Annotated in this window: 19 protein-coding genes; 3 read left to right on the forward strand and 16 right to left on the reverse strand. The window is 43.7% G+C overall.

From position 1 onward, the window contains the following. Window positions 1–286: 286 nt before the first annotated feature. The 3 genes from H7T92_RS00415 to ccpA all read right to left on the reverse strand — a co-directional run bounded on the left by H7T92_RS00415 (window position 287) and on the right by ccpA (window position 3,755). The gene (locus H7T92_RS00415; RefSeq protein WP_201036700.1) at window positions 287–1,609 is read right to left on the reverse strand and encodes a glycosyltransferase family 4 protein; all 1,323 of its coding nucleotides are present in this window, start codon (window positions 1,607–1,609) and stop codon (window positions 287–289) included. A 1-nt stretch (window position 1,610) separates the two neighbouring features. Further along, on the reverse strand, window positions 1,611–2,609 hold the full coding sequence (locus tag H7T92_RS00420) for an LTA glycolipid anchor biosynthesis glycosyltransferase, IagA/BgsA family (protein WP_003008161.1): 999 nt from the start codon (window positions 2,607–2,609) through the stop codon (window positions 1,611–1,613). A 141-nt stretch (window positions 2,610–2,750) separates the two neighbouring features. After that, a complete protein-coding gene (gene ccpA / locus H7T92_RS00425; RefSeq protein ID WP_045759706.1) occupies window positions 2,751–3,755 on the reverse strand; it encodes a catabolite control protein A in 1,005 nt (334 codons plus the stop codon). A gap of 160 nt (window positions 3,756–3,915) precedes the next feature. On the opposite strand from ccpA, the gene H7T92_RS00430 reads away from it, so the two are divergent. Further along, the gene (locus tag H7T92_RS00430) at window positions 3,916–4,998 is read left to right on the forward strand and encodes a M24 family metallopeptidase (protein ID WP_201036701.1); all 1,083 of its coding nucleotides are present in this window, start codon (window positions 3,916–3,918) and stop codon (window positions 4,996–4,998) included. Between the two features lie 240 nt (window positions 4,999–5,238). Here the strand turns inward: H7T92_RS00430 and H7T92_RS00435 are convergent, their stop codons facing one another. The 4 genes from H7T92_RS00435 to H7T92_RS00450 all read right to left on the reverse strand — a co-directional run bounded on the left by H7T92_RS00435 (window position 5,239) and on the right by H7T92_RS00450 (window position 10,246). Beyond that, window positions 5,239–5,688, reverse strand: coding sequence for an Rrf2 family transcriptional regulator (locus H7T92_RS00435; protein ID WP_201036702.1), 450 nt, complete (start codon window positions 5,686–5,688; stop codon window positions 5,239–5,241). A 111-nt stretch (window positions 5,689–5,799) separates the two neighbouring features. Continuing rightward, complete coding sequence (locus H7T92_RS00440) at window positions 5,800–6,642, reverse strand: metallophosphoesterase family protein (RefSeq protein ID WP_201036703.1); 843 nt, start codon at window positions 6,640–6,642, stop codon at window positions 5,800–5,802. Window positions 6,643–6,807: 165 nt separating this feature from the next. Further along, a complete protein-coding gene (locus H7T92_RS00445) occupies window positions 6,808–9,531 on the reverse strand; it encodes an ABC transporter permease (RefSeq protein ID WP_201036704.1) in 2,724 nt (907 codons plus the stop codon). A gap of 13 nt (window positions 9,532–9,544) precedes the next feature. Beyond that, a complete protein-coding gene (locus H7T92_RS00450) occupies window positions 9,545–10,246 on the reverse strand; it encodes an ABC transporter ATP-binding protein (RefSeq protein ID WP_201036705.1) in 702 nt (233 codons plus the stop codon). 168 nt (window positions 10,247–10,414) lie between these two features. On the opposite strand from H7T92_RS00450, the gene H7T92_RS00455 reads away from it, so the two are divergent. Beyond that, window positions 10,415–11,761 carry an Nramp family divalent metal transporter gene (locus tag H7T92_RS00455; RefSeq protein ID WP_003013089.1) on the forward strand — a complete coding sequence of 449 codons (1,347 nt, stop codon included), beginning with the start codon at window positions 10,415–10,417 and terminating at the stop codon, window positions 11,759–11,761. Window positions 11,762–12,095: 334 nt separating this feature from the next. Continuing rightward, window positions 12,096–12,638 carry a TetR/AcrR family transcriptional regulator gene (locus H7T92_RS00460; protein WP_201036706.1) on the forward strand — a complete coding sequence of 181 codons (543 nt, stop codon included), beginning with the start codon at window positions 12,096–12,098 and terminating at the stop codon, window positions 12,636–12,638. 415 nt (window positions 12,639–13,053) lie between these two features. Here H7T92_RS00460 and tehB read toward each other — a convergent pair whose 3' ends face one another. The 9 genes from tehB to era all read right to left on the reverse strand — a co-directional run bounded on the left by tehB (window position 13,054) and on the right by era (window position 20,929). Next, a complete protein-coding gene (gene tehB / locus H7T92_RS00465) occupies window positions 13,054–13,914 on the reverse strand; it encodes an SAM-dependent methyltransferase TehB (RefSeq protein WP_201036707.1) in 861 nt (286 codons plus the stop codon). 130 nt (window positions 13,915–14,044) lie between these two features. After that, window positions 14,045–14,512: an SsrA-binding protein SmpB gene (gene smpB / locus H7T92_RS00470; RefSeq protein WP_070595250.1), complete on the reverse strand. Its 468-nt coding sequence runs from the start codon at window positions 14,510–14,512 to the stop codon at window positions 14,045–14,047. Beyond that, window positions 14,475–16,835 (reverse strand): ribonuclease R, encoded by a 2,361-nt coding sequence (rnr, locus tag H7T92_RS00475; RefSeq protein WP_201036708.1) that lies wholly within the window; start codon window positions 16,833–16,835, stop codon window positions 14,475–14,477. The genes smpB and rnr overlap by 38 nt, the downstream gene beginning before the upstream one ends. A 96-nt stretch (window positions 16,836–16,931) precedes the next feature. Then, window positions 16,932–17,165 carry a preprotein translocase subunit SecG gene (secG, locus tag H7T92_RS00480; RefSeq protein WP_003008189.1) on the reverse strand — a complete coding sequence of 78 codons (234 nt, stop codon included), beginning with the start codon at window positions 17,163–17,165 and terminating at the stop codon, window positions 16,932–16,934. A gap of 41 nt (window positions 17,166–17,206) precedes the next feature. Next, on the reverse strand, window positions 17,207–17,356 hold the full coding sequence (rpmG, locus tag H7T92_RS00485; protein WP_003005699.1) for a 50S ribosomal protein L33: 150 nt from the start codon (window positions 17,354–17,356) through the stop codon (window positions 17,207–17,209). Beyond that, on the reverse strand, window positions 17,346–18,545 hold the full coding sequence (locus H7T92_RS00490) for a multidrug efflux MFS transporter (protein WP_311625817.1): 1,200 nt from the start codon (window positions 18,543–18,545) through the stop codon (window positions 17,346–17,348). The genes rpmG and H7T92_RS00490 overlap by 11 nt, the downstream gene beginning before the upstream one ends. A 16-nt stretch (window positions 18,546–18,561) precedes the next feature. After that, window positions 18,562–19,158, reverse strand: a complete 597-nt coding sequence (gene coaE / locus H7T92_RS00495; RefSeq protein ID WP_201036709.1) for a dephospho-CoA kinase — start codon at window positions 19,156–19,158, stop codon at window positions 18,562–18,564. Beyond that, window positions 19,159–19,983 (reverse strand): DNA-formamidopyrimidine glycosylase, encoded by an 825-nt coding sequence (gene mutM / locus H7T92_RS00500; protein ID WP_201036710.1) that lies wholly within the window; start codon window positions 19,981–19,983, stop codon window positions 19,159–19,161. It lies immediately after the preceding gene. Window positions 19,984–20,029: 46 nt separating this feature from the next. Further along, window positions 20,030–20,929, reverse strand: coding sequence for a GTPase Era (era, locus tag H7T92_RS00505; RefSeq protein WP_201036711.1), 900 nt, complete (start codon window positions 20,927–20,929; stop codon window positions 20,030–20,032). Window positions 20,930–20,955: the final 26 nt, after the last annotated feature.

The following is a 20,955-nucleotide window of genomic DNA, read 5'->3' on the forward strand; positions in this document are numbered from 1 at the left end:
ACTCCTTTTGATGTCTTCATTAAGAAATCAAAAAAGCGACCTCCTCGAAAGGACGTCGCAACGTGGTTCCACCTTCATTTATGTTCCTCAAAAAAGAGGGACACCTCTGATTGGCTCTAACGTAGCCACCGTTTTATGTTTGCATAAAAGAATCACGAGTAGTCCCAAACCTATCCTCTACGCGATTTCCAGCCCCACGCGCTCTCTATCAGATTTCCTAGATTTGATATGTCTCTGTCAGTTATTATAGCACGATTGAAAAATTTTGCAAGAAAAAGTTTCATTTTCAATCAAAGAAATGCGTGATTTTACGGATTTTCTTCACTTGTTTGACCGAAGCTTTCATCATCTTCACAGATCCATTGACCGGAAGAGCAATCACCTTGGTCGGGATTTTCACAATGGTCTTAGACATCCGCTTAACCCGACTTTGCTCAGGATTCAAATCATTTGAAAAGTCTTTAGAAATGATTTTATCCAGGTAAAATTCGTAGACCCGACGGCCAAAGGTTGCTGCAGAAATATCATCAATCTTTTCTGCCCACTTGGTCTCATCGATTGGAGGCATCTCCTCAATCGCTTCAAGAATCGCTTGTGCCAGATCACTCTCTTCATAAAAGAGCTTTCCAAACATACGATCATCAATCACATGATCGAGATAAGGATTGCCATGAGCGATGATCGGGGTACCACTCGCAATACTCTCTAAATAAGTCAACCCTTGCGTCTCACTCGTTGAAGCTGAAATAAAGAAGTCAGCCGCCTTATAGTAAAGAGCTGTCTCATTTGGTGGGATCATCCCTGTAAAGACAACCGCATCTGAAATCCCCAGTTTCGCCGCTTGTTTTTTCAAATCATCCAAATAAGGACCATCTCCAGCGACGATCAACTTAACTTTTGGATTGACCTTGAGGACACCAGGAAGGGCCGCAATAACAGCCTGAATATTCTTTTCATAAGAAACCCGCGACAGACTCAATAAAAGCGTTTCATCTTCTGCGACTTCATATTTTTCACGAAGAGCTGCTGTCTCTGTCGGAGTGATTTCCGGTCGGTCAAACTTGGCCAAATCAATCCCTGTCGGAATAATACGTTTTTCTGCCTTGACCTTGTACTTTTGGAGTAAGTCATAGACGATCTCGCTTGGACAGATCACGCCATCCAGATCATTCATATAACTTCTCACAATGTATTTGACCATACTTGGGCGAATGACCATACCTCTTGCAATATAGCGAACATAGTCCTCATACTGAGTATGGTAGGTATGAATGACTGGAATCCGCAACTCACGTCCAATCCACACTCCCAAAAGGCCCAGTGAAAACTCAGTCTGGGTATGGATAATATCCAACTGGTATTGCTTAGCAATGGCAAGCGCCTTTGAGAAGCCACGATAAGCAACGCGGCGGTCCTTAAAGGCGAAGAAAGGCACACTTGGAATCCGAATGATCTGCCAATCTTCATAGCGGTTGACATCTTTATCCGTTGTCGTAAAGATAAAGACCGTGTGTCCCAATTTTTCTAATTCTGTTTTGAGCGTCCGAATACTGGTCGCTACTCCCGAAACTTGCGGGAAATAGGTATCTGTAAATAACCCTACACGCATCTTACATCTCCAAAACTGTTTGATAGGCTTCGACCAATTGATAAGCCACTAAGTCAATCGAACGACTTTCGGCGACCTTGTAGCCTGCCTCCCGCTTGTCTACTTGTCCGTTCAAGACCTTGTTCAAGGAATCCACAAATTCGTCTACATTGTGGCACAATTCAGATGACGTCTCGTCGATCCAGCCATTGTATACTGGAATATCCCGCAAGACCGTGTGCTGATGACTGGCCAAGGCTTCCAAAACAACGATTCCTTCTGTTTCTTCATAAGATGGGAAGAAGAAAGCATCTGAACCCGTCATGGCCCCTTGGAAGACCGCTCCCTTGAAGTAGCCAGGGAATTCCACATTACTCGGATGATCCTTTTCCACGATACGACGAATCTTACGCGGAATGATCCATTTGTTGATAGAACCTAGCCAAATAAAGCGAACATCCGGCATGCGACGGGCCACTTCTACGAAATCTTCAATCCCTTTGCGTTTAAAATAAAGCCCTGCACAGATGACAACCTTTTGGCCTTCTTGGATATTAAAATGCTTTCGAAAGACCTCTTCTTTTTTCGGATCCTTCTTGTATTTTTCCAAATCAATTCCATTGGAGACCGCGATAATCGGTGTGGTCACCCCATAAGACTGAATCAGGTGTTTAGAATATTCAGATGGCGTGATCACATAGTCTGCCTTTTGGTACATGTGAGCCAAATACTTCCCAAACAAGGGCGCAAAAAAGTTAGACCCGATAAAGGAATTTTCAAAATCCTCACGGGTTGAATGGCCATGCATGATGACTTTCTTTCCACGACGCTTTGCTGCATGGAGCAAAAGGAAACTCCGTGGGCCATAGGTATTGATATGCACCACATCATAATCTCCTAAAATATCTGTCGTATACGGAATCCCAGCCAAATCAAGCGCATGCATTTGGTGCTGCAAGGCTCGACCAATTCCTGATTTTTGTAATACGGATTTTCCTTCTAAATACAGTAAAACTTTCATACCCTCTATTATACCGAAATAAAGAGTGCCCAGCAAGTCTCTACCTGTTTCTAGTATAAAAAAGAGGCTAGAACAGTTTTGTTCTAACCTCTCAGACTAGTAGACACGTCTTCCCATGTCGAGACTCTAGTCTACTAATCCTTATTTTTTAGTCGTTCCACGTTGGTTGATCGTATGAGACAACAGTACTTCGCGTTCTTCCAACTCTTCTTTGTGCATGATCTTGGTCAACATGCGCATACTGATCGCACCAAGGTCATACAAGGGTTGGCCAATCGTTGATAGATTTGGACGCGTGTAACGAGTGACTTGTGAATCATCACTAGTAATGATTTCAAAATCTTCTGGTACTTTGATACCGTGATCAGACAAGCCGTTCAAGAGACCTGCAGCCAATTCATCACCTGTCACAAAGGCAGCTGTTGCTTTGGACGCAATGATGCGTTCTGCCAAGTTGTAACCTTCATCATAACGGTACTTGGATTCAAAGACAAGTCCTTCGCTGTAGCTCAATTTTTTCGCTTTCAAAGCTTCTTTGTAGCCCGCCAAACGGATTTTTCCATTGATATCATCCACCAATGGGCCGCTTACAAAAGCAATTTTCTTGTTGTGTTTTGCCAACTGTGTAACAGCATCCACAGTCGCTTGCTTGTAGTCAATATTGACACTTGGTAATTGGTGTTCAACATCCACTGTTCCAGCAAGGACAACTGGCGTCCGAGAGCGTGAAAATTCTGAGCGAATCTTTTCTGTCAAATGATAGCCCATGAAAATGATCCCATCCACTTGTTTTGAAAAGAGGTTGTTTACCACTGAAACTTCTTTGTCATCGTCTTCATCGCTATTTGCAAGAACAATATTGTACTTATACATTTCAGCAATGTCATCGATCCCCTTAGCCAATGTAGAGAAATAGCTATTCGTGATGTTTGGAATCACAACACCGACTGTTGTTGTTTTCTTGCTAGCAAGACCACGCGCAACAGCATTTGGACGGTAATCCAAGCGTTCGATCACTTCTAATACTTTTTTACGTGTATTTTCTTTAACGTTTTTATTCCCATTTACTACACGACTAACGGTTGCCATTGAAACCCCTGCTTCACGGGCGACATCATAAATCGTTACTGTATCGTCTGTATTCATAAGATTTCCTTTCATTATTGAAAATTTCGTTTTCACTCTCTAATTAATCCTATTTTATCATGGATTGTAAACACTTTCAAGTATTTTGGTAAAATTTTGTAAACTCTTGCTTTTTTGGGGAAAATTTGACAAAATAGATCCATAGAAAGAAGGTAGCATTATGTCTAAATTAGATCAAATCGTCGATTTTCTTGAAACTGAAAAAACAGATGTCGCTGTTGTATCCGATCCTGTCACCATCAATTACCTGACTGGATTTTACAGTGATCCCCACGAACGTCAACTCTTCTTGTTCGTTTACACTGACCATGAACCACTTCTCTTCGTTCCTGCACTTGAAGTGGAACGGGCAACTGCAGTTGTCGATTTCCAAGTGGTTGGCTATGTGGATTCTGAAAACCCTTGGGAAAAGATTAAAGGGGCTGTCGCAAAACCCGATGCCAAAACCGTTGCACTTGAATATGATAACTTGATCCTTACCAAATACAATGGCTTACGTACTGTCTTTGAACAGGCTCAATTCACCAACTTGACACCACGGATTAACCGCATGCGCTTGATCAAATCTGCTGATGAGATCCAAAAAATGTTGGTGGCTGGTCAATATGCAGATAAGGCTGTCAATATGGGATTCGACGCCATCTCACTAGATAAAACAGAAACTGATATCGTAGCAGAAATCGACTTTGGTATCAAACGCTTGGGTTATGAAATGAGCTTTGAAACCATGGTCTTGACTGGAAATAATGCAGCTAACCCACACGGAATTCCTGGAAGCAACAAAGTCGAAAACGATGCTCTCTTGCTCTTTGACCTTGGCTGTATGGTGAATGGTTATGCGTCTGATATGACTCGTACTGTTGCTGTTGGAAAACCTGATGATTTCAAAAAAGAAATCTACCACTTGACGTTAGAAGCTCAACAAGCAGCCATTGACATGATCAAACCAGGAGTAACAGCACACGACGTCGACCGTGCTGCCCGGAGCGTCATTGAAAAAGCTGGTTATGGTGAATACTTCAACCATCGCCTCGGACACGGGATCGGAATGGACGTGCATGAATTCCCTTCTATTATGGAAGGAAATGACCTGGTACTTGAAGAAGGCATGTGCTTCTCAGTTGAACCAGGAATCTATATTCCAGGTAAAGTCGGTGTCCGTATCGAAGATTGTGGTTATGTCACAAAAGACGGATTTGGACTCTTCACAGAAACCAGCAAAGACTTACTTTACTTTGACTAATCCTTTAGTCGTTTCAATATATAACAAACATCTTGTTTCGTTAATAATTATAAAAAATGAGGCTGGGACAAAAGTCCTAGCCTCTTAATTGTTTTTGGATTGTCGAGCAAGACGCAGTGGTTGCGTGGGCTCTACTACGCTGATTTCATCAGCTTTTACAGCCCTACTCAACTGTGCGGAGGTGAGACGACGAAATCGAATTCTAACGAATTACCGATTTCTGTCCCACTCTCATTTTTCTTATGAAACCGATTCTAGTTTCATTCTTTTCTGCGTATCTTGTACGACGTCTTTTAAAGTGGTTTGGGACATTTCTTTTTCCATAGCAGTCTGAATGTCCTCAAGCTTTCCATCTAAAACATTATGGATATTGTGGCCAATTGGGCAGGCCGGATTCGGATTGTCATGAAAACCAAATAATTGACCTGTCGAACCTAAGCATTCTACCGCTTGATAGATATCCAGCAGGCTGATCTCATCGGCTGCTTTTGCGAGCTCAGCTCCGCCTGTCCCACGCGCTACATGGATCAATCCAGCTTTCTTCAACTGAGACAAGGTCTTTCGAATAATAACAGGGTTCACGCCGACACTTCCTGCCAAAAAATCACTGGTTACTTTTGTTTTTTCTCCTTGTAGAGCAATCATGATCAAGACATGAGTACCAATGGTAAAGCGACTCGAAATTTGCATAACTTCACTCCTTTCTACCCGTTTTGAAGGTAGAGTCTATTGAACAACCGTCAAGGGACGACTTTCGTTATTCCTATTATACTCTTTTTAGTTGTAATGTCAACAGTTACACTATTGGAAGAAGTCCTCTAGCCAAGCATCGATTTCTCGATCATGACCTTCTCTCTGCTCAATTTCATGAAGGAGCTCATGATTGTGGGTATGATGAATGCCATTGACTAAACTTTCATAATACACTTGGTAATAAGGAAGATGGAGGTCTTTTGCGAGTTGCAGTTCTTTTTGGACATCATAGTCCACCCGTCTAAAATCGACATCTTTTAGCCCCATTTGATCAAATTCGAGAATGGCATACATGGCCCGAAGGTCCTTGCGAAGATTCTTTTCCAGAAAGAAAGGCTGACCGATCGAGCCAGGATTGATGATCAGTTCTCCGCCTGTCCCGTAACGGAAAAACTGCTGGTGAATGTGTCCGTAGACTGCAATATCACAAGACGGGTTTGTCACCAAGCGATCAAAATCCTTCTGCTCACCAATGTGGATCAATTCGCGACCCCAATTCTTATCAGGTAAGTGGTGGGTAATGCCGATCTTTAAACCTGCGATTTCTCTATGGACCTGCATGGGCATTTTCTGCATGTCTTCAATTTCCCGGGGCGTGATTTCTTCAAGAATATATTGACACTGGCGCATGAGGTAGCGATGACTGGGTCTGGTCTCATCCAACATCCCCCTCATGGCCCGCCAAAGACTATCTTCCCAGTTTCCAAGGACTTTGACCGTAATCGGTAACTCCTCTAACATCTCCAAGAGGGCCCGTCTCCCTGTCCCAGGCATCAAACTATCTCCCAAGAGCCAATATTCATCCACCTTGGCTTTTCGACTATCCTCTAGAACAGCTTCCAATGCTGTCGTATTTCCATGAATATCTGAAAGTAAAGCAATTTTAGTCATGATCTTCTCCTTCTCTCCATTATAACAAAGAGAAGAAAAACTTCCACCCTAAGGTGAAAGTTTTATGAACATTCCATGCTACTTGAAATGAAAACTCAGGCTAGAAGCGGACGCTTCGTCGTTGGATTTATCTTTTTCCAAAGAGTTGCTTAACGGCTTTGTATCTTAGTCTACTGATTTGAGGGCTTCGAGCATGTCTACTTTTCGAAGATAATGGTCAACATAAATTCCTAACAGGAGCAAGAGAAGGAGCATTCCTCCGACAGGAAAGAGGAACACGCCAAGTCCCACTTTAGGGTAAAAGAGAATGGCATCTGGTGCAATCATGGCAATGAGGAATTGATGAAGATAATAACCACCCACTAATCCCATGAGGATCCCTATGATAGACAATAAGATGGTTTCGCGGTAAATATAGAGCGTCACTTCCTTATTATGGAATCCTAAGACCTTAATGGTCGATAATTCACGGATCCGCTCTGCCACATTGATATTGGTTAAATTATACAAGATCACGATAGCTAGCAAGATCGATACGACTACTAGAATCATCATAGTGGTGTCCAAAGATTTGGCAACTGAATTAAAGAGGGAAATCATCGAAGCGTTCTGACTAACCGCCTTCACAGCTGCATGATTCATCATATCCCGACTGACAGCCTGTACTTGTCGTGTAGAAGGATTTTTCAACTGCACCAAATAGCTATTTGCTGAAGTCCGCTTTCCGTAGATTTTTTGGTAACTTGCCTGACCCATATAGATAAAATGGCCGACATAATTTTCAGTGATTCCCGCCACCTTAAAAGAGTGACCATCTAAGATCAGTCGATCCCCGACTGTAACCTGGGCTAGTTGTGCTAGCTTACTACTGATGATGACCCCTTTCTTGAGAGACAAGGACTCTCCTTGCTTGAGAGAACGCAAGCTGACAAAGGGAGAAAAATCTGTACGATCCGTTACCATCATCGTAATGGTCTGCTTGTCGCGTCCACCCTTTAAAGAAGCTTCGATGACCTTACTATAAATCGGTCGATAATCTTTGATATCTGATTTTTCCAGACGATTGGTTAGTTCCTTGCTTTCTTGGCTTGATGCATTGGTTTTTTGGGTTACAATCAACTCATAAGATAGGATCTCTTGAAATTGGCGTTTGGAAACCCCTCCTACAGAAGATTGAATCCCTAGCCCTGCAAAGAGGAGAGCAACAGAACCTGCCACTCCAAAAATGGTCATCAGCATCCGTTGTTTGTAACGAAAGAGATTACGAGCAGTGACCTTGTGGGTGAAACTCAGACGCTCCCAAATAAAATGGAGACGCTCCAGGAAAATCTTCGAACCAGATACCGGTGGTTTAGGAAGCAATAAAAGATTAGCTTCTTCTTTTAATTCCTTACGCGAAACCCAGTAAGCCGGAAGCACACTCGCGACGAAAGACAGTCCGAGCGCAATCAGAGTCATATCCCCATAAAAATACTCTCTGCTCTCTCCAATCACCATCCCTTGCGTGATAATGTTGGAAATGATCCCCGATAGGAAATAATGGCCCAGCAAGGTTCCTAGAAGGGTACCGATCGTCCCTGCAAAGAATCCATAGAGGACAAATTTGAGAATGATGTCCCTGGTACGATAGCCCAGCGCCTTAAATATCCCTGCATTGGTTCGCTCTTCATCGACAAAGCGGGTCATCGTGGTAAAGGTCACCATGGCGGCTACTAGATAAAGAACAACCGGAAAAATATTTCCGACAGCGGAAATACTACTACTAGCATTGCTATACATCAAGTAACCTTGTCCACCTGGCATGGTCTTGCGGTCATAGACATGATAAGTTGGAATTTCCAGCTGATCTCGCTCCCTTTGCGCTTTTTTCAGCTCCTCCTCTTTTTTTGCGAGCTCCGTTTCACCTGCAGTCCAGTCCTTCTTTTTCTGATCCAGTTGTTCTTGAGCTTGATGGAGCTTTTCTTGACTGGCTACTTGCTCTTTAGCTGGCAGAAAGGAAGCTAATTTTTTGAACTGGGCCTCCTGCAACTCTAATTGTTTTTGAGCCTGATCGATCTGACTCTTGGCTGACTGGAGTGTTTCCTTGGCACGACTGAGTTCTTTCTGGCCTTTTTGAATCTGTCCATCCGCCTCCTGCTTGAGTCTTTGATAGCGGGCCTTTCCATTGTCTTTCAGAAGTTTTTCTAACTCTTCTTGATGGGCTTCGAGCCCTTTTTGGTAGACTTGCGAAAAAGAATCTAAAGACTTCAGATCATCAAACTGAATCCGTGCCATCGCGGGAAGTTTAGTCGTAAAGACCTCTTTTGAAACTAGTGCATAGGCATCTAGATTTCCACTGCCACTCATGGCAGTGCCTAAATTTTTTTGAGACCACATCTCAGAGGATTGAACAAAGCCAACAATGGTGAATTGCTTTCGCTTTAAACTAGAGCGCGTTCCAGCTTTTTCTTCAAGTGTGAGGGTATCCCTTATCTGATAGCGATCCTCCCAAAAACTTGCTAGGGCCAGTTCCCCTTCTTTTTGGGGCAGGCGCCCCTTGGTCACACGAAAAGAAGAAAGGCTCTTTGGAACAGAAAAAAGTCGAATTGCCTCTCCTGTTCCTTTCACTGTCAAATCCAGCAGTGAACCAAATTCGACACGCGCCCCTTTGACTCCTAAAAACTCCTCTTGGTCTACCTGGTCTAATCCCAAGTCCCCCATGACAGCAAGATCTAGCATCTTTTGTTGCTGAATAAACTGGTTAGCCGTTCGGTGCATATTTGGAGTGGTCACCTTTAAGCCAACCAAGGCCAAGCTTCCCAACAACATCAAGGTTAAGATGGAGAGAAAACGTCCTTTTGAATGTGTAAAGGAAGCAAACAAATCCTTCCAATAGACTTTTCGTTTCATGCTACCACCTCTTCTAATACTCTAGTGTAGCAATATCTTGAGGAAGCTCATTGATTTCTACCGACTTGACCTTGGCGTCATGCATGCGAATCACACGGTCTGCAATCGGAGCTAGGGCACCATTATGGGTTACGATGATGACCGTCGCTCCCTTTTTTCGAGACATATCCTGTAAAATCCCCAATACTTGCTTACCCGTCTGGTAATCCAAGGCTCCCGTTGGCTCATCACAAAGGAGAATTTTAGGGTTCTTCGCCACTGCCCGAGCGATCGCCACCCGTTGTTGCTCGCCGCCTGACAATTGGGCAGGAAAATTATCAAGACGATTGCCAAGTCCTACTTCTCTTAAAACAGCTTCCGGATCCAGAGCATCAGAAACAATTTCTGAAGCCAACTCAACATTCTCCTTAGCTGTCAAATTGGGGACCAGATTATAAAATTGAAAGACAAAACCAACATCATCTCGTCGATAATTGGTTCGTTGATGAGCATTGAGCTTTGCAATATCCACCCCATCAATCAGAACCTGACCCTCGTCATTGGTGTCCATCCCTCCTAAGATATTGAGAACCGTTGATTTTCCAGCTCCTGATGCTCCCAAAATAATGACCAACTCGCCTTTTTCAATCTCAAAGGAAACATCCCGGTTAGCGAAAATTTCTGTTTCTCCACTCGTATAGCGCTTGTAACAATGCTGCATTTCGATGTAGGCCATTTCCTCTCCCACCTCCTACTTCCTATCTATATTATAGTCCTTTTCTGATAGATTACAAAGAAATCGAGGTAGTAGAAAACAAGGTTATCCTAAATTATCATGAACAATTATAAATTTTATGCTATAATTAGAGACAAATTTGATTTATTCTTAGAAAGAAGGCTCATTGTGAGTTTACAACAGTTTGAAAGGAAATCACTTCAAGAAATCAACCAATCTATTGACGTGCCAAAAGGGATCCCTTTTTGGAAGACCCTTCTGCTCTTTTCAGGACCAGGAAGTCTAGTAGCTGTCGGCTATATGGATCCGGGAAACTGGATTACGAGTGTCGTCGGAGGGGCCCAATACCGCTACCTCCTCCTATCAGTGGTTCTTCTCTCGTCTTTAATCGCCATGCAGTTGCAACAAATGGCTGGTAAACTAGGGATTGTCCATCGTAAGGATCTGGCCCAAACAACCGCCCATCATTTGCCAAAATGGCTTCGCTATACTCTTTGGATTGTGATCGAGCTTGCCTTGATGGCGACAGATTTAGCAGAAGTCATCGGATCAGGGATTGCCCTCCACCTTCTTTTTGGTTGGCCCTTGCTCTTTTCTATCCTGATCACTATCTTTGATGTCTTTCTATTACTGGGACTCATGCATCTAGGATTTCGAAAGATCGAGGCCATCGTTTCAACCTTGATCCTCACGATCCTTGCAATTTTTGGCTATCTGGTTTTCCTATCGAAACCAGATATCGGAGGAATCTTCGCTGGCTTCCTCCCTCAAAAAGAGGTGCTAGGAATTGGACTTCCAAAAGGAAATGAAGCCTTAACCTTGGCGCTTGGAATTATCGGGGCAACCGTAATGCCCCACAACCTCTATCTCCACTCTTCTATTTCGCAAACGCGAAAAGTCGATTACAAGGATCCCGCAGATATCAAACGGGCAGTGCGCTTTATGACCTGGGATTCAAATATTGAATTGAGTTTGGCTTTCGTCGTCAACTCCCTCCTCTTGATTCTTGGAGCGGCCCTCTTCTTTGGTCATGGAGATAAGATCGGTGCTTTCTCTAGCATGTACAACGCCCTCAAGGATAACCATATTGCCGGCGCTATCGCTAGTCCCTTCTTGTCCACCCTCTTTGCCATCGCTTTGTTAGCCAGTGGTCAAAATTCAACCATTACCGGGACCCTAACCGGTCAAATCGTTATGGAAGGTTTCTTACGATTCCGCCTGCCACAATGGGTCGTTCGTCTCATGACTCGGATCATTGCCCTTCTTCCTGTCATCATCGTTGCAATTTTATTCGGTGACCAAGAACATGTCCTTGATGACCTTCTGGTTTATTCTCAAGTCTTCCTATCAGCAGCTCTTCCATTCTCCATCTTCCCTCTGGTTTATTTCACCTCCAACAAGGAAATCATGGGAGAACATGTCAATGCGAAATGGAATACCTTCTTGGGCTATCTCGTTGCGATTGTCTTAACCATCTTAAATTTCAATTTGATTGTGACGACTTTTATCAAATAAAGAAACCAGCACTTTAAAACGTGCTGGTTTTTTGTTCGTCACTCTATCTTGTTCCTCCTTTTCCTAAAAATTTCCTGACCATTTTTTTAGGAGGGAATTAATTTAAATCACTAATTATTGTGAGGTTTTCACAAAATCTTGTCAGTGCCCGTCATTCATAAATTTGTGAAATTTTTGTACACTTTTCGTTATCTGTACAAAAATGAGAATTATTGTCTAATTTATATTTTTGGAGTATAATGCTATTTGTTAGTGTCGTGAAATTATTTAACCTATAAATTATTTCAATATCAAATAAATAGAAACAGATTTATACAACTATAGAAAGGAACATATGGTACGCCAAAGACAAACAACAACCAAGTCAGACTTACGAAATGCACTCTCAAAACTGCTCTTGCAACAACCTTTTGACAGCATCACTATTCGACAATTAACCGAAACTGCTGGAATTAACCGAGGGACCTTCTACTTGCACTACGTCGATAAATACGACATGTTTGAGCAAATGAAAATGGACATGATGCAAGAATTAGATAGCCTCTTCGTTGAAGGAAGCCCTGTCAAGGTGAACTTTCTCAATGTCTTGACCGCTATTAAAGAGAATTATGATTTTATTTATGCATTGTCCCAATCCTGTTGCTCGGACTTCCGTAAATTGGTAAGAAGTTTTACCCTTCATGCACTAGACGATACTCCCCATGCGAAAGAACACATCATTTCAGACTTTCAAGTTCCATACAAGTATGGGCTAGAAATTTTCATCGCTACGATTGAATCTGTAATTGTTACCTGGTTAGAATCGGGTGCAAAAGAGGACCCCATTGAAATTGGAACGATCATTCTCAGTGTCTGCGACTTTGCTAGCTGGAACTAAATCCCCCAACCTTTTCCTATCCTTCTGGAGAAGGTTTTTCTTTTGGCAAATGAAAAAAGATCTGATCACCTTGTTCAACTTGTTTGTAAGGAAGTAAAAAGGCAGGATCCTAACATCCTGCTTTTAGAATGTAGACAAACTACTTTAAAGTAAAATAAGTTAAGCGATTTTGTAAAAAAAATAAAAATGAGTTCCATTTTTTAAATCGATTCAAGAAAATACCGAAACTTTCCGCTGTGAGAAAAGTGCCTGAAACAATAAGGTTTCAGGCACTCGGGAGTTTTGAGACCCTAGGCTCAAAACTAAGTCTTGGAACTTCGAAGAAGTTCGCTGACGTCCGTACTCACCTAAGGAAAGTTTTTTATATGACTTTGTCTTCAATCTGAAGGCAGGATCTTAACATCCTGCTTTTTCTCTATTTTTTCTTTGCCAACATAGTTGCAAATCGAAGTTGAATCCGATGGCCATTCTCATCTCGACGATGGAGATGGCCAGGATTTTCATTGTATTTGACCAATTCCCAACCCTTGTAATACTCCGCCAATTCTCCTTCTTTAAAGGTGAACGAGAAGGGCATCTGGCAGGGATAATCTTCCGTATCCATGGCACAGACAATGAGATTGTAGCCACCTGGATTGGTATGCTCTTGCATATTGCGGATAATCGCTGGAATCCGATCAGCGTCTAAAAACATGAGGACCACAGTTGATACGATAAAGTCATAGTTTTGGGTAAGGGCTGCAGCATTGATATCATAAAGGCCCACTGGCATGTCCAGATCTTCCTCAGCGACAATACTTTGTAAGATCTCAAGTGCCAGCTCATTTTGATCCACCGCTGTTACGTCAAAGCCATGTTGGGCCAAAAAGAGGGCGTTGCGTCCTTGCCCGCATCCTAGATCCAGTGCCTTTCCAGCGGGGACAATTCCCACTGCTTCTAGCACTTCTGAATGGACAGGGTTGGTGTTGTATTTTTTGGGGAAATAGTCTTTTGGCTCACAGTAAAATTCCAAGTACCACTCCACATCGTCAGTCGCTGCTTCCACACGGTGCCAGGCCTGGGGTTCGGCCATGGGGTTTTCTGCTCCTGCTTCAAAGAGGTGGCTCGCGATTTCTTCCCCCTCTTCGGTCAATTCAATAAATCGTAACTGACCTTTTAAAACAGTAATCTTTCCCCAGGTTCCTACCTTGGTATTGTGCTTTCTTTGAAGAGCTTCTGGCATGGTATCCTTGGTCCAGATAGGCATGCGCTTGTAAGCGATCAATTTTTGTGTCATGCTGCTTCTCCTTTTTCTTTCACTACCCTTATCATACAGAAAAAAGCCCCTTTTTACAAGTTAGAAAAAGGAGAGCCCATCTCTAAGAAAAAAGACAGATCTGAAACGAGTTTCAAAACTGTCTTTTTCTTTAACGTGTATTGTATTGTTTCATGACCCGTTCAATATCCCGGTTTTGTTCCCGACGTTTGATAGATTCACGCTTGTCATAATCATGTTTCCCTTTAGCAAGCCCCAAAAGCAATTTGGCATAGCCGTCCTTGAGATAGACCTTCAAAGGCACCAAGGTCATTCCGGTCCCTTTGGTGTCTTGGTCCAGCTTTTGGATTTGCTTTTTATGAAGAAGAAGCTTACGACGACGGTCTGGGTCTTGGTTCCAGATATTGCCTTCCTCGTAAGGGGCAATGTGGACATTGCTAAGCCAAACTTCGCCATTTTTAACTTGTGCAAAACCATCTTTCAAGTTAATGCGTGCTGCACGGACACTTTTGATCTCTGTACCTGTCAGCACCATCCCTGCTTCTATTGTATCCACGATGGTGTAGTCATGTCTCGCCTTTTTATTTTGTGCGACTACCTTTCCTTCGCCCTTTGCCATGGTTGGCTCCTTTCTTTGCTACTTCCTTGTAAAATGGTTTCTTCCCTTTTTTCTTTTTGGATTTAGATGAAGAATCTTTCCGTTTGTCATCTCTTCTAACGGTTGATCCCTTAGAAACTTTTTTGTCTTTGCGTCTGCGATCCCTGCGATTGCCATCTCGGTCACGTCCTTTAGCCTTGAGGCCTTTTTCAACGATATCCCATTCACTTGGAATATAAGAGAAATCAATCTCTCCGGTCATCTTGTCAGCTCTTTCGACCTTGATCCGGATTTGCTGACCAACACGGAAAGTCACTCCCGATTTCTCCCCGCGAAGGGCTAGATCCCGTTCGTTAAAATGGTAGAATTCAGGAAGATTAGTAATATGGATCAAACCTTCGACTGTATTTGGCAACTCCACAAAGAGGCCAAATTTTACCACACTGGAAACCACGGCATCGTACTCTTCCCCAACATAGTCTTCCATGTATTCTGCCTTCTTCATAGCCTCTACTTCGCGCTCTGCATCAATAGCCCGGCGCTCCCGACTAGAGGATTGGCTGGCAATGTCTGGAAGGACTTGTTCAAAGTGCTCAGCCACATCTTGAGATTTTCCGTACTCGCGCACCATTCGATGAACCATCAGGTCCGGATACCGACGGATGGGACTGGTAAAGTGGGTATAATACTCAGCAGCAAGCCCATAGTGGCCATGGTTGTGCTCTGAGTAGCGAGCCTGTTGCATCGAGCGCAACAACATCATCGAAAGGACATCTGCATAGGGTTCTCCTTCGACCTTGCGCATAATTTCTTGCAGGGCTTCTTGACTCATCTCACTAGCCGTTCCGTAGATTTGGATTCCAAAACTAGAAGCATAATCGATAAACTTCTGTACTTTTTCTGCCTTTGGATCTTCGTGGATCCGGTAGATAAACGGCAGTTTCAGTCGCGTAAAGTGCTCCGCCACTGTTTCATTGGCAATCAACATAAAAGACTCAATCATCCGTTCGGCAATCCCTCTTTGACGTAGGACGATATCGACCGGTTTCCCTTCCTTATTGACCAAGATTTTAGCCTCATTGGTATCAAAATTAAGGGCGCCGCGGCGAATCCGCATGCTTTCTAGAATGCCATGCAAGGTGGCCATTTGATGAATACTTGGGACAATTTTCTTAAAGGTTTGAGCCTTTTCTTCGTCTCCCGCTAAGATATCATTGACGTCGCTATAGGTCATTCGGAAGGTTGTATTGATCACTGTTTGGGTAATGGTATGCTTGACGACCTTGCCATGAGGATCGATCTCCATGATGGCAGACTGGGTCAGGCGGTCCACATTCGGATTTAAAGAACAGATCCCATTGGAGAGACGCTCTGGCAACATGGGTACTACTCGGTCGGTCACATAGACAGAAGTCGCTCGATTTAGAGCTTCCTTGTCGAGTGCTGAACCTTCTGTAACATAATAAGAAACATCTGCGATGTGAACACCCAGCTCAAAGTTGCCGTTCTTGAGTAGCTTGATATGGACCGCATCGTCCAAGTCTTTGGCATCTGCCCCATCGATCGTAAAGGTGATCTCCTCTCGCAGATCCAAGCGTCCCTCTAAATCCTTAGCAGACGGTGCATCTGGAACCTGCGCAGCCTCTTTCAGCACTTCTTCTGGAAATTCTGAGACGATGTCCATGGATTCTAACACTTCCAAGACATCGATTCCTGGATCTGTTACATGACCGACCACATCCCGCACCGTCGCCACAAAATAATTGTGCTTACGGCTCGGGTATTGATCAATTTCGACCTTGAGGATTTCGGTCCCTTCCAATTGGATGGCTGGCTTCTTCACATAGATCAGCTGGCTGATCTTTTGATTTTTCGAACGAATGTAGCCGGCATATTTAGGCTTTTCCTCATCCAGAACGATTTGTCCAACTACCGTTTTGATGCTATGCTCCAAGATATCAATAATCTTAGCTTCTGCTGCCGTTCCCTTGTTTCGGTCTGCTACCTTGGTAATGACGATCTCAACGGTGTCCCCATCGATGGCGTGGTTGACATCATTTTGGCCAACAAAGAGGTCCTCTTCTTCGCCTTCTAAACTGACAAAACCAAAGCCATTCTTATGGGCATGAAAGATCCCCTTGAGCGTAATGGCTGGGGCCTTCTTTTGAGCCAAACGAAGAGAGCCATCATCCTCGAATTTCAACTCATGACGGCGTTCCATCAGAGAGATGGTTTTTACCAAGTCACGGAAATCCTTAGACCCTTCTTTTCCTAGAGCTGCTGCCAGATCATTGATCTGGACTTTGTCATGCTCTTGTAAATATTCTTTAATACTTGTTTTCATTGATTTATTTGCTGGTTATCCAGCCTCCTTTTTTCTATCTACTTGTGTCTTTGTTTTGCAAAATAAAAATAGGCAAAGACATCGTCTGAGCCTATCTTATCTACTAGAAAGTACCATTAAGATCATCGCGATCAATAACCAAAAGAAGATCATAATAGCTGTTAAACGCTGCATCACGGCTTCAAACCCGCGCGCTTTTGAACGTTCAAACAAGTCATTTGAGCTTGCGTCAAAGACGTTGCTCGATTGGTTTTTTGTTGGTTGCATAAAAATTGCGATAATAATCAATACTGATAATACTAGTAAAATAGTTGTTAATGCTCCGCTCATATTCAAAACTCCTTAAAATCTTCACTATTATACCATGAAAATCATTTTGATTCAATATGTAAGGTTACTTTTCTTTCCTTGGGACAATACTTCAAGACCTCGATCTTTTCAGGATGGGTTTTGGTATTTTTACTGGTCAAATAATTCTGACTCCCACAGCTGGTGCAGGTCAATTGAACTTTAATTCGCACGTACGTCTCTCACTTTCAAATACTTTCTAAATAAGAATAAGAGGAACATCAAATCGGTAAAGGCCAAAAGGGCTGTACCGTAAAATACCCAATGATAGCCAAAATGCATGAAAATACTCGATCCCATCATTGGCCCTAATACACCACCTAAGTAATAAAAGAGCTGGTTGTAGCTAAAGATCCGAGAGATCCCTTCAGGAGGGGTTAATCGATTCAATAATGCAGAAACTCCAGGTAGTAGGGCTCCTGTCCCGATCCCAAAGAGGAAGCGTAAAATCCCTAATTGAAGGGGTGATTGCGCTTGGGCACAAAGGATATAGAGACAGCCACTATAAAGAAGGGCGATTAACAAGAGCCGGTGATTTCCGATTCGGTCTCCGAGTTTTCCCATCCAACCTGAAAAGAGCATACTGGAGACTCCCATAGCCGAAACAATCATCCCTGATACAAAGATCAGGTTATCTCTTTGTCCCAAAGCTCGCACATAAAGAGGCAGGATCGGAGAAATAGATTGGGCGATCATTTGGATGGTCATGCTGGTCAAAAAGAGGCCCAAGAGAATATCTTTTTGCTGAATGGACTTGAGCAACTGCCAACTGGATTTTTGTTCTTCTTTTGGAAGGGGCTCATAGTCTTCCTCAATGCCCCAGAAGGTTAAGAGGGAAACCAAAAATAAGAAGAAGCCGACCAAGAGAAAGACATTGCGCATTCCTAGATTTTCAGCAATGAGTCCCCCAATCAAAGGCCCCATCAAGGTTCCAGCTACGACACCGGTCGACAAGGTCCCTAGGGCATAGCCGGATTGGTCCTTGGGAACTTGACTGGCAATCAAGGCTGTACTATTGGGGACAAAGCCTGAAAAGACCCCATTGAGCAAGCGCAGTACCAAGAGCCAAAAGACAGAAGGGACAAAGGCAATGCCTCCCATGGTCAGCGTCATGGCAATGGAAGCTCTAAGCATCATGGGTTTTCGACCATAACGATCGGCTAAGCTCCCCCAGATGGGAGACATGATCGCAGAAGTTACAGAAGAACTCGCGACGGCAATCCCAGCATAAAGGGGAACAGCCTTACCCGTAACACCCAACTCTTCCACAAAGAGGGCCATAAAAGGGACGACTAAAGAAAGGCTGGCTCCGATGAAAAAGCACCCGATCCAGGCAATATATAGATTTTTACGCCAATTGATTTCTCTTGTGATAAAATCATCTTCTTTCTAATTGTTTTAGGGCTGCATCTAATTGAGCATAGAGGGCCGTTAGATCGCCATTATTGTCTAAGACCAGATCTGCATGGACTCTTTTTTCATCTAGCGGCATTTGAGACGCGATGCGTTCTTGGGCCTGCAGTTCTGATAAGTGGTTGCGTTCCATCAGGCGTTTGAGCTGGGTTTCTTTTGATACAGCTACCAACCAGACAGATTCAAACCACTCTTCATAGCCTTGTTCAATTAAGAGTGGAATATCCATAAAAAAGAGATCGGATTGTGCAGCTTTTCTATCTCTTACCTCTGCTAGAGCCTCACGAATAAGCCTGCCTTGGACGCGATTGGACCAGTCTCGTTCACTAGGGTCTGAAAAGATCCGCTGACCCAAAGCGACGCGATCCAACTCTCCTTCTTTGGTAAGGATCTCTCTACCAAAATGATCTACTAGGACACGGTAGAGGGCTCCTCCTGGTGCTTGCAAATCATGAACCACTTGATCCGCATCAATGACCGGATAGCCTTTTTCTCTCAGATAGGAGGTCACAGTGGACTTTCCTGAAGCAATCCCTCCTGTTAATCCGATGATTCTTGCCATCTAGTTCTCCTTTTGGCAGTGGGGGCAAAAATGGGTTCCGCGTCCCCCCAGCTGGATTTTCTCAATCGGTGTCCCGCAGCGCAAACAAGGCTGGCCTGTTTTCCCATAGACCTGGTGTTCTTCCTGCATGGTGCCATCTTCTCCAAAAGCATTGCTGTAGGAGCGAATGGTGGAGCCACCCTTTTCAACAGCTTGAGCAAGCACAGCAATCGTTTCTTTGCGAACGGCTTTGGCTTCTCTAGCAGTCAAGCTTTGACCCAAACGGGCTGGATGAACCTTGGCTCGATAAAGAACCTCATCCACATAAATATTGCCCAAACCAGCTACTAATTTTTGGTCTAAAAGAGCTGATTTAATGGGTTTCTTTGATTTTTTAAGAGCTGCTTGGAAGGCTGGTGCTTTAAAATCCGCTTCCGTCGGCTCTGGACCAATTTTTTTCGCCAAAAAATAGCTGTCGACAAGCTCAGGTACTAGGACTTCCATGGTCCCAAACTTGCGGACATCTTCATAGACCAGAGTGCTACCATCTGTAAAATGAAAGAAGACATGGGCATGCTTGCGAAGAGGAACCTCGTCTGGATAAAAGAAATACTTGCCTTCCATCCGCAAATGCGAGATGAGGACCAGATCCGTCAGATAAAATAAAAGGTATTTCCCACGGCGCCCCATGGCCCGAATTTCTTGACCTGGAAGATCTTGACAAAAAGCATCTAGATCCGTCTGAATCATCTTAGGATACTTTACTTCCACTGACTGAATGGTTTTTCCAAGAATTAATTTCTCAAGACCGCGTCGAACCGTCTCTACTTCTGGTAATTCAGGCATAGAACTCCTTTCAAAAACAAGAAGCAGGCCTTCTGCCCACCTCTTCTTAATATTCTTTTTCGTTGTATCCGAAATCGGCAAGATCCAATTTCTTATCCCGCCAATTTTTCTTGACTTTCACCCAGGTTTCTAGGAAGACCTTGTCCCCTAGCATGAGCTCGATATCCTTACGCGCAAGGGTTCCGATCTTCTTGAGCATGGCGCCACCTTTTCCGATGACAATACCTTTTTGGCTATCGCGCTCGACCATGATGGTTGCACGGATATGGACCTTATCTGTCTCTTCATCCCGCTTCATAGAATCCACGACTACAGCAACAGAGTGAGGAATTTCTTCCCGTGTCAAGTGCAAGACCTTTTCACGGATCATTTCAGAGACCAAGAAACGCTCTGGGTGGTCAGTGATTTGGTCAGCAGGGAAATATTGGAAACCTTCTTCCAAGTTTTCGCTCAAAATATCAATCAACCGCGAAACATTGTTTCCTTGAAGGGCTGAAATCGGCACAATTTCTTTGAAATCCATTTGACTACGGAAGTTATCGATTTGCGCCAAGAGTTGGTCAGGGTGGACCTTATCGATCTTATTGACCACAAGAATAACCGGCACCTTAGCAGCCTTGAGGCGTTCGATGATCATGTCATCGCCCTTGCCACGCGGTTCATCTGCTGGCACCATAAAGAGAACGGTATCCACTTCTCGAAGGGTGCTATAGGCCGACTCTACCATGAAGTCGCCAAGCGCTGTCTTGGGTTTGTGAATCCCTGGGGTATCGATAAAGACGATCTGTTCCTTATCCGTCGTATAAATCCCCATAATCTTGTTGCGCGTTGTCTGCGCCTTATCACTCATGATAGCAATTTTTTGCCCCATGACGTGGTTCAAAAACGTTGACTTCCCAACATTGGGACGTCCTAAAATGGCTACAAAGCCTGATTTAAATGTCATATTATCCTTTCACGAGGGCTTGCTCC

Origin of the sequence: Streptococcus parasanguinis (assembly GCF_016648855.1) — a bacterium.
Classification (GTDB): domain Bacteria; phylum Bacillota; class Bacilli; order Lactobacillales; family Streptococcaceae; genus Streptococcus; species Streptococcus parasanguinis_L.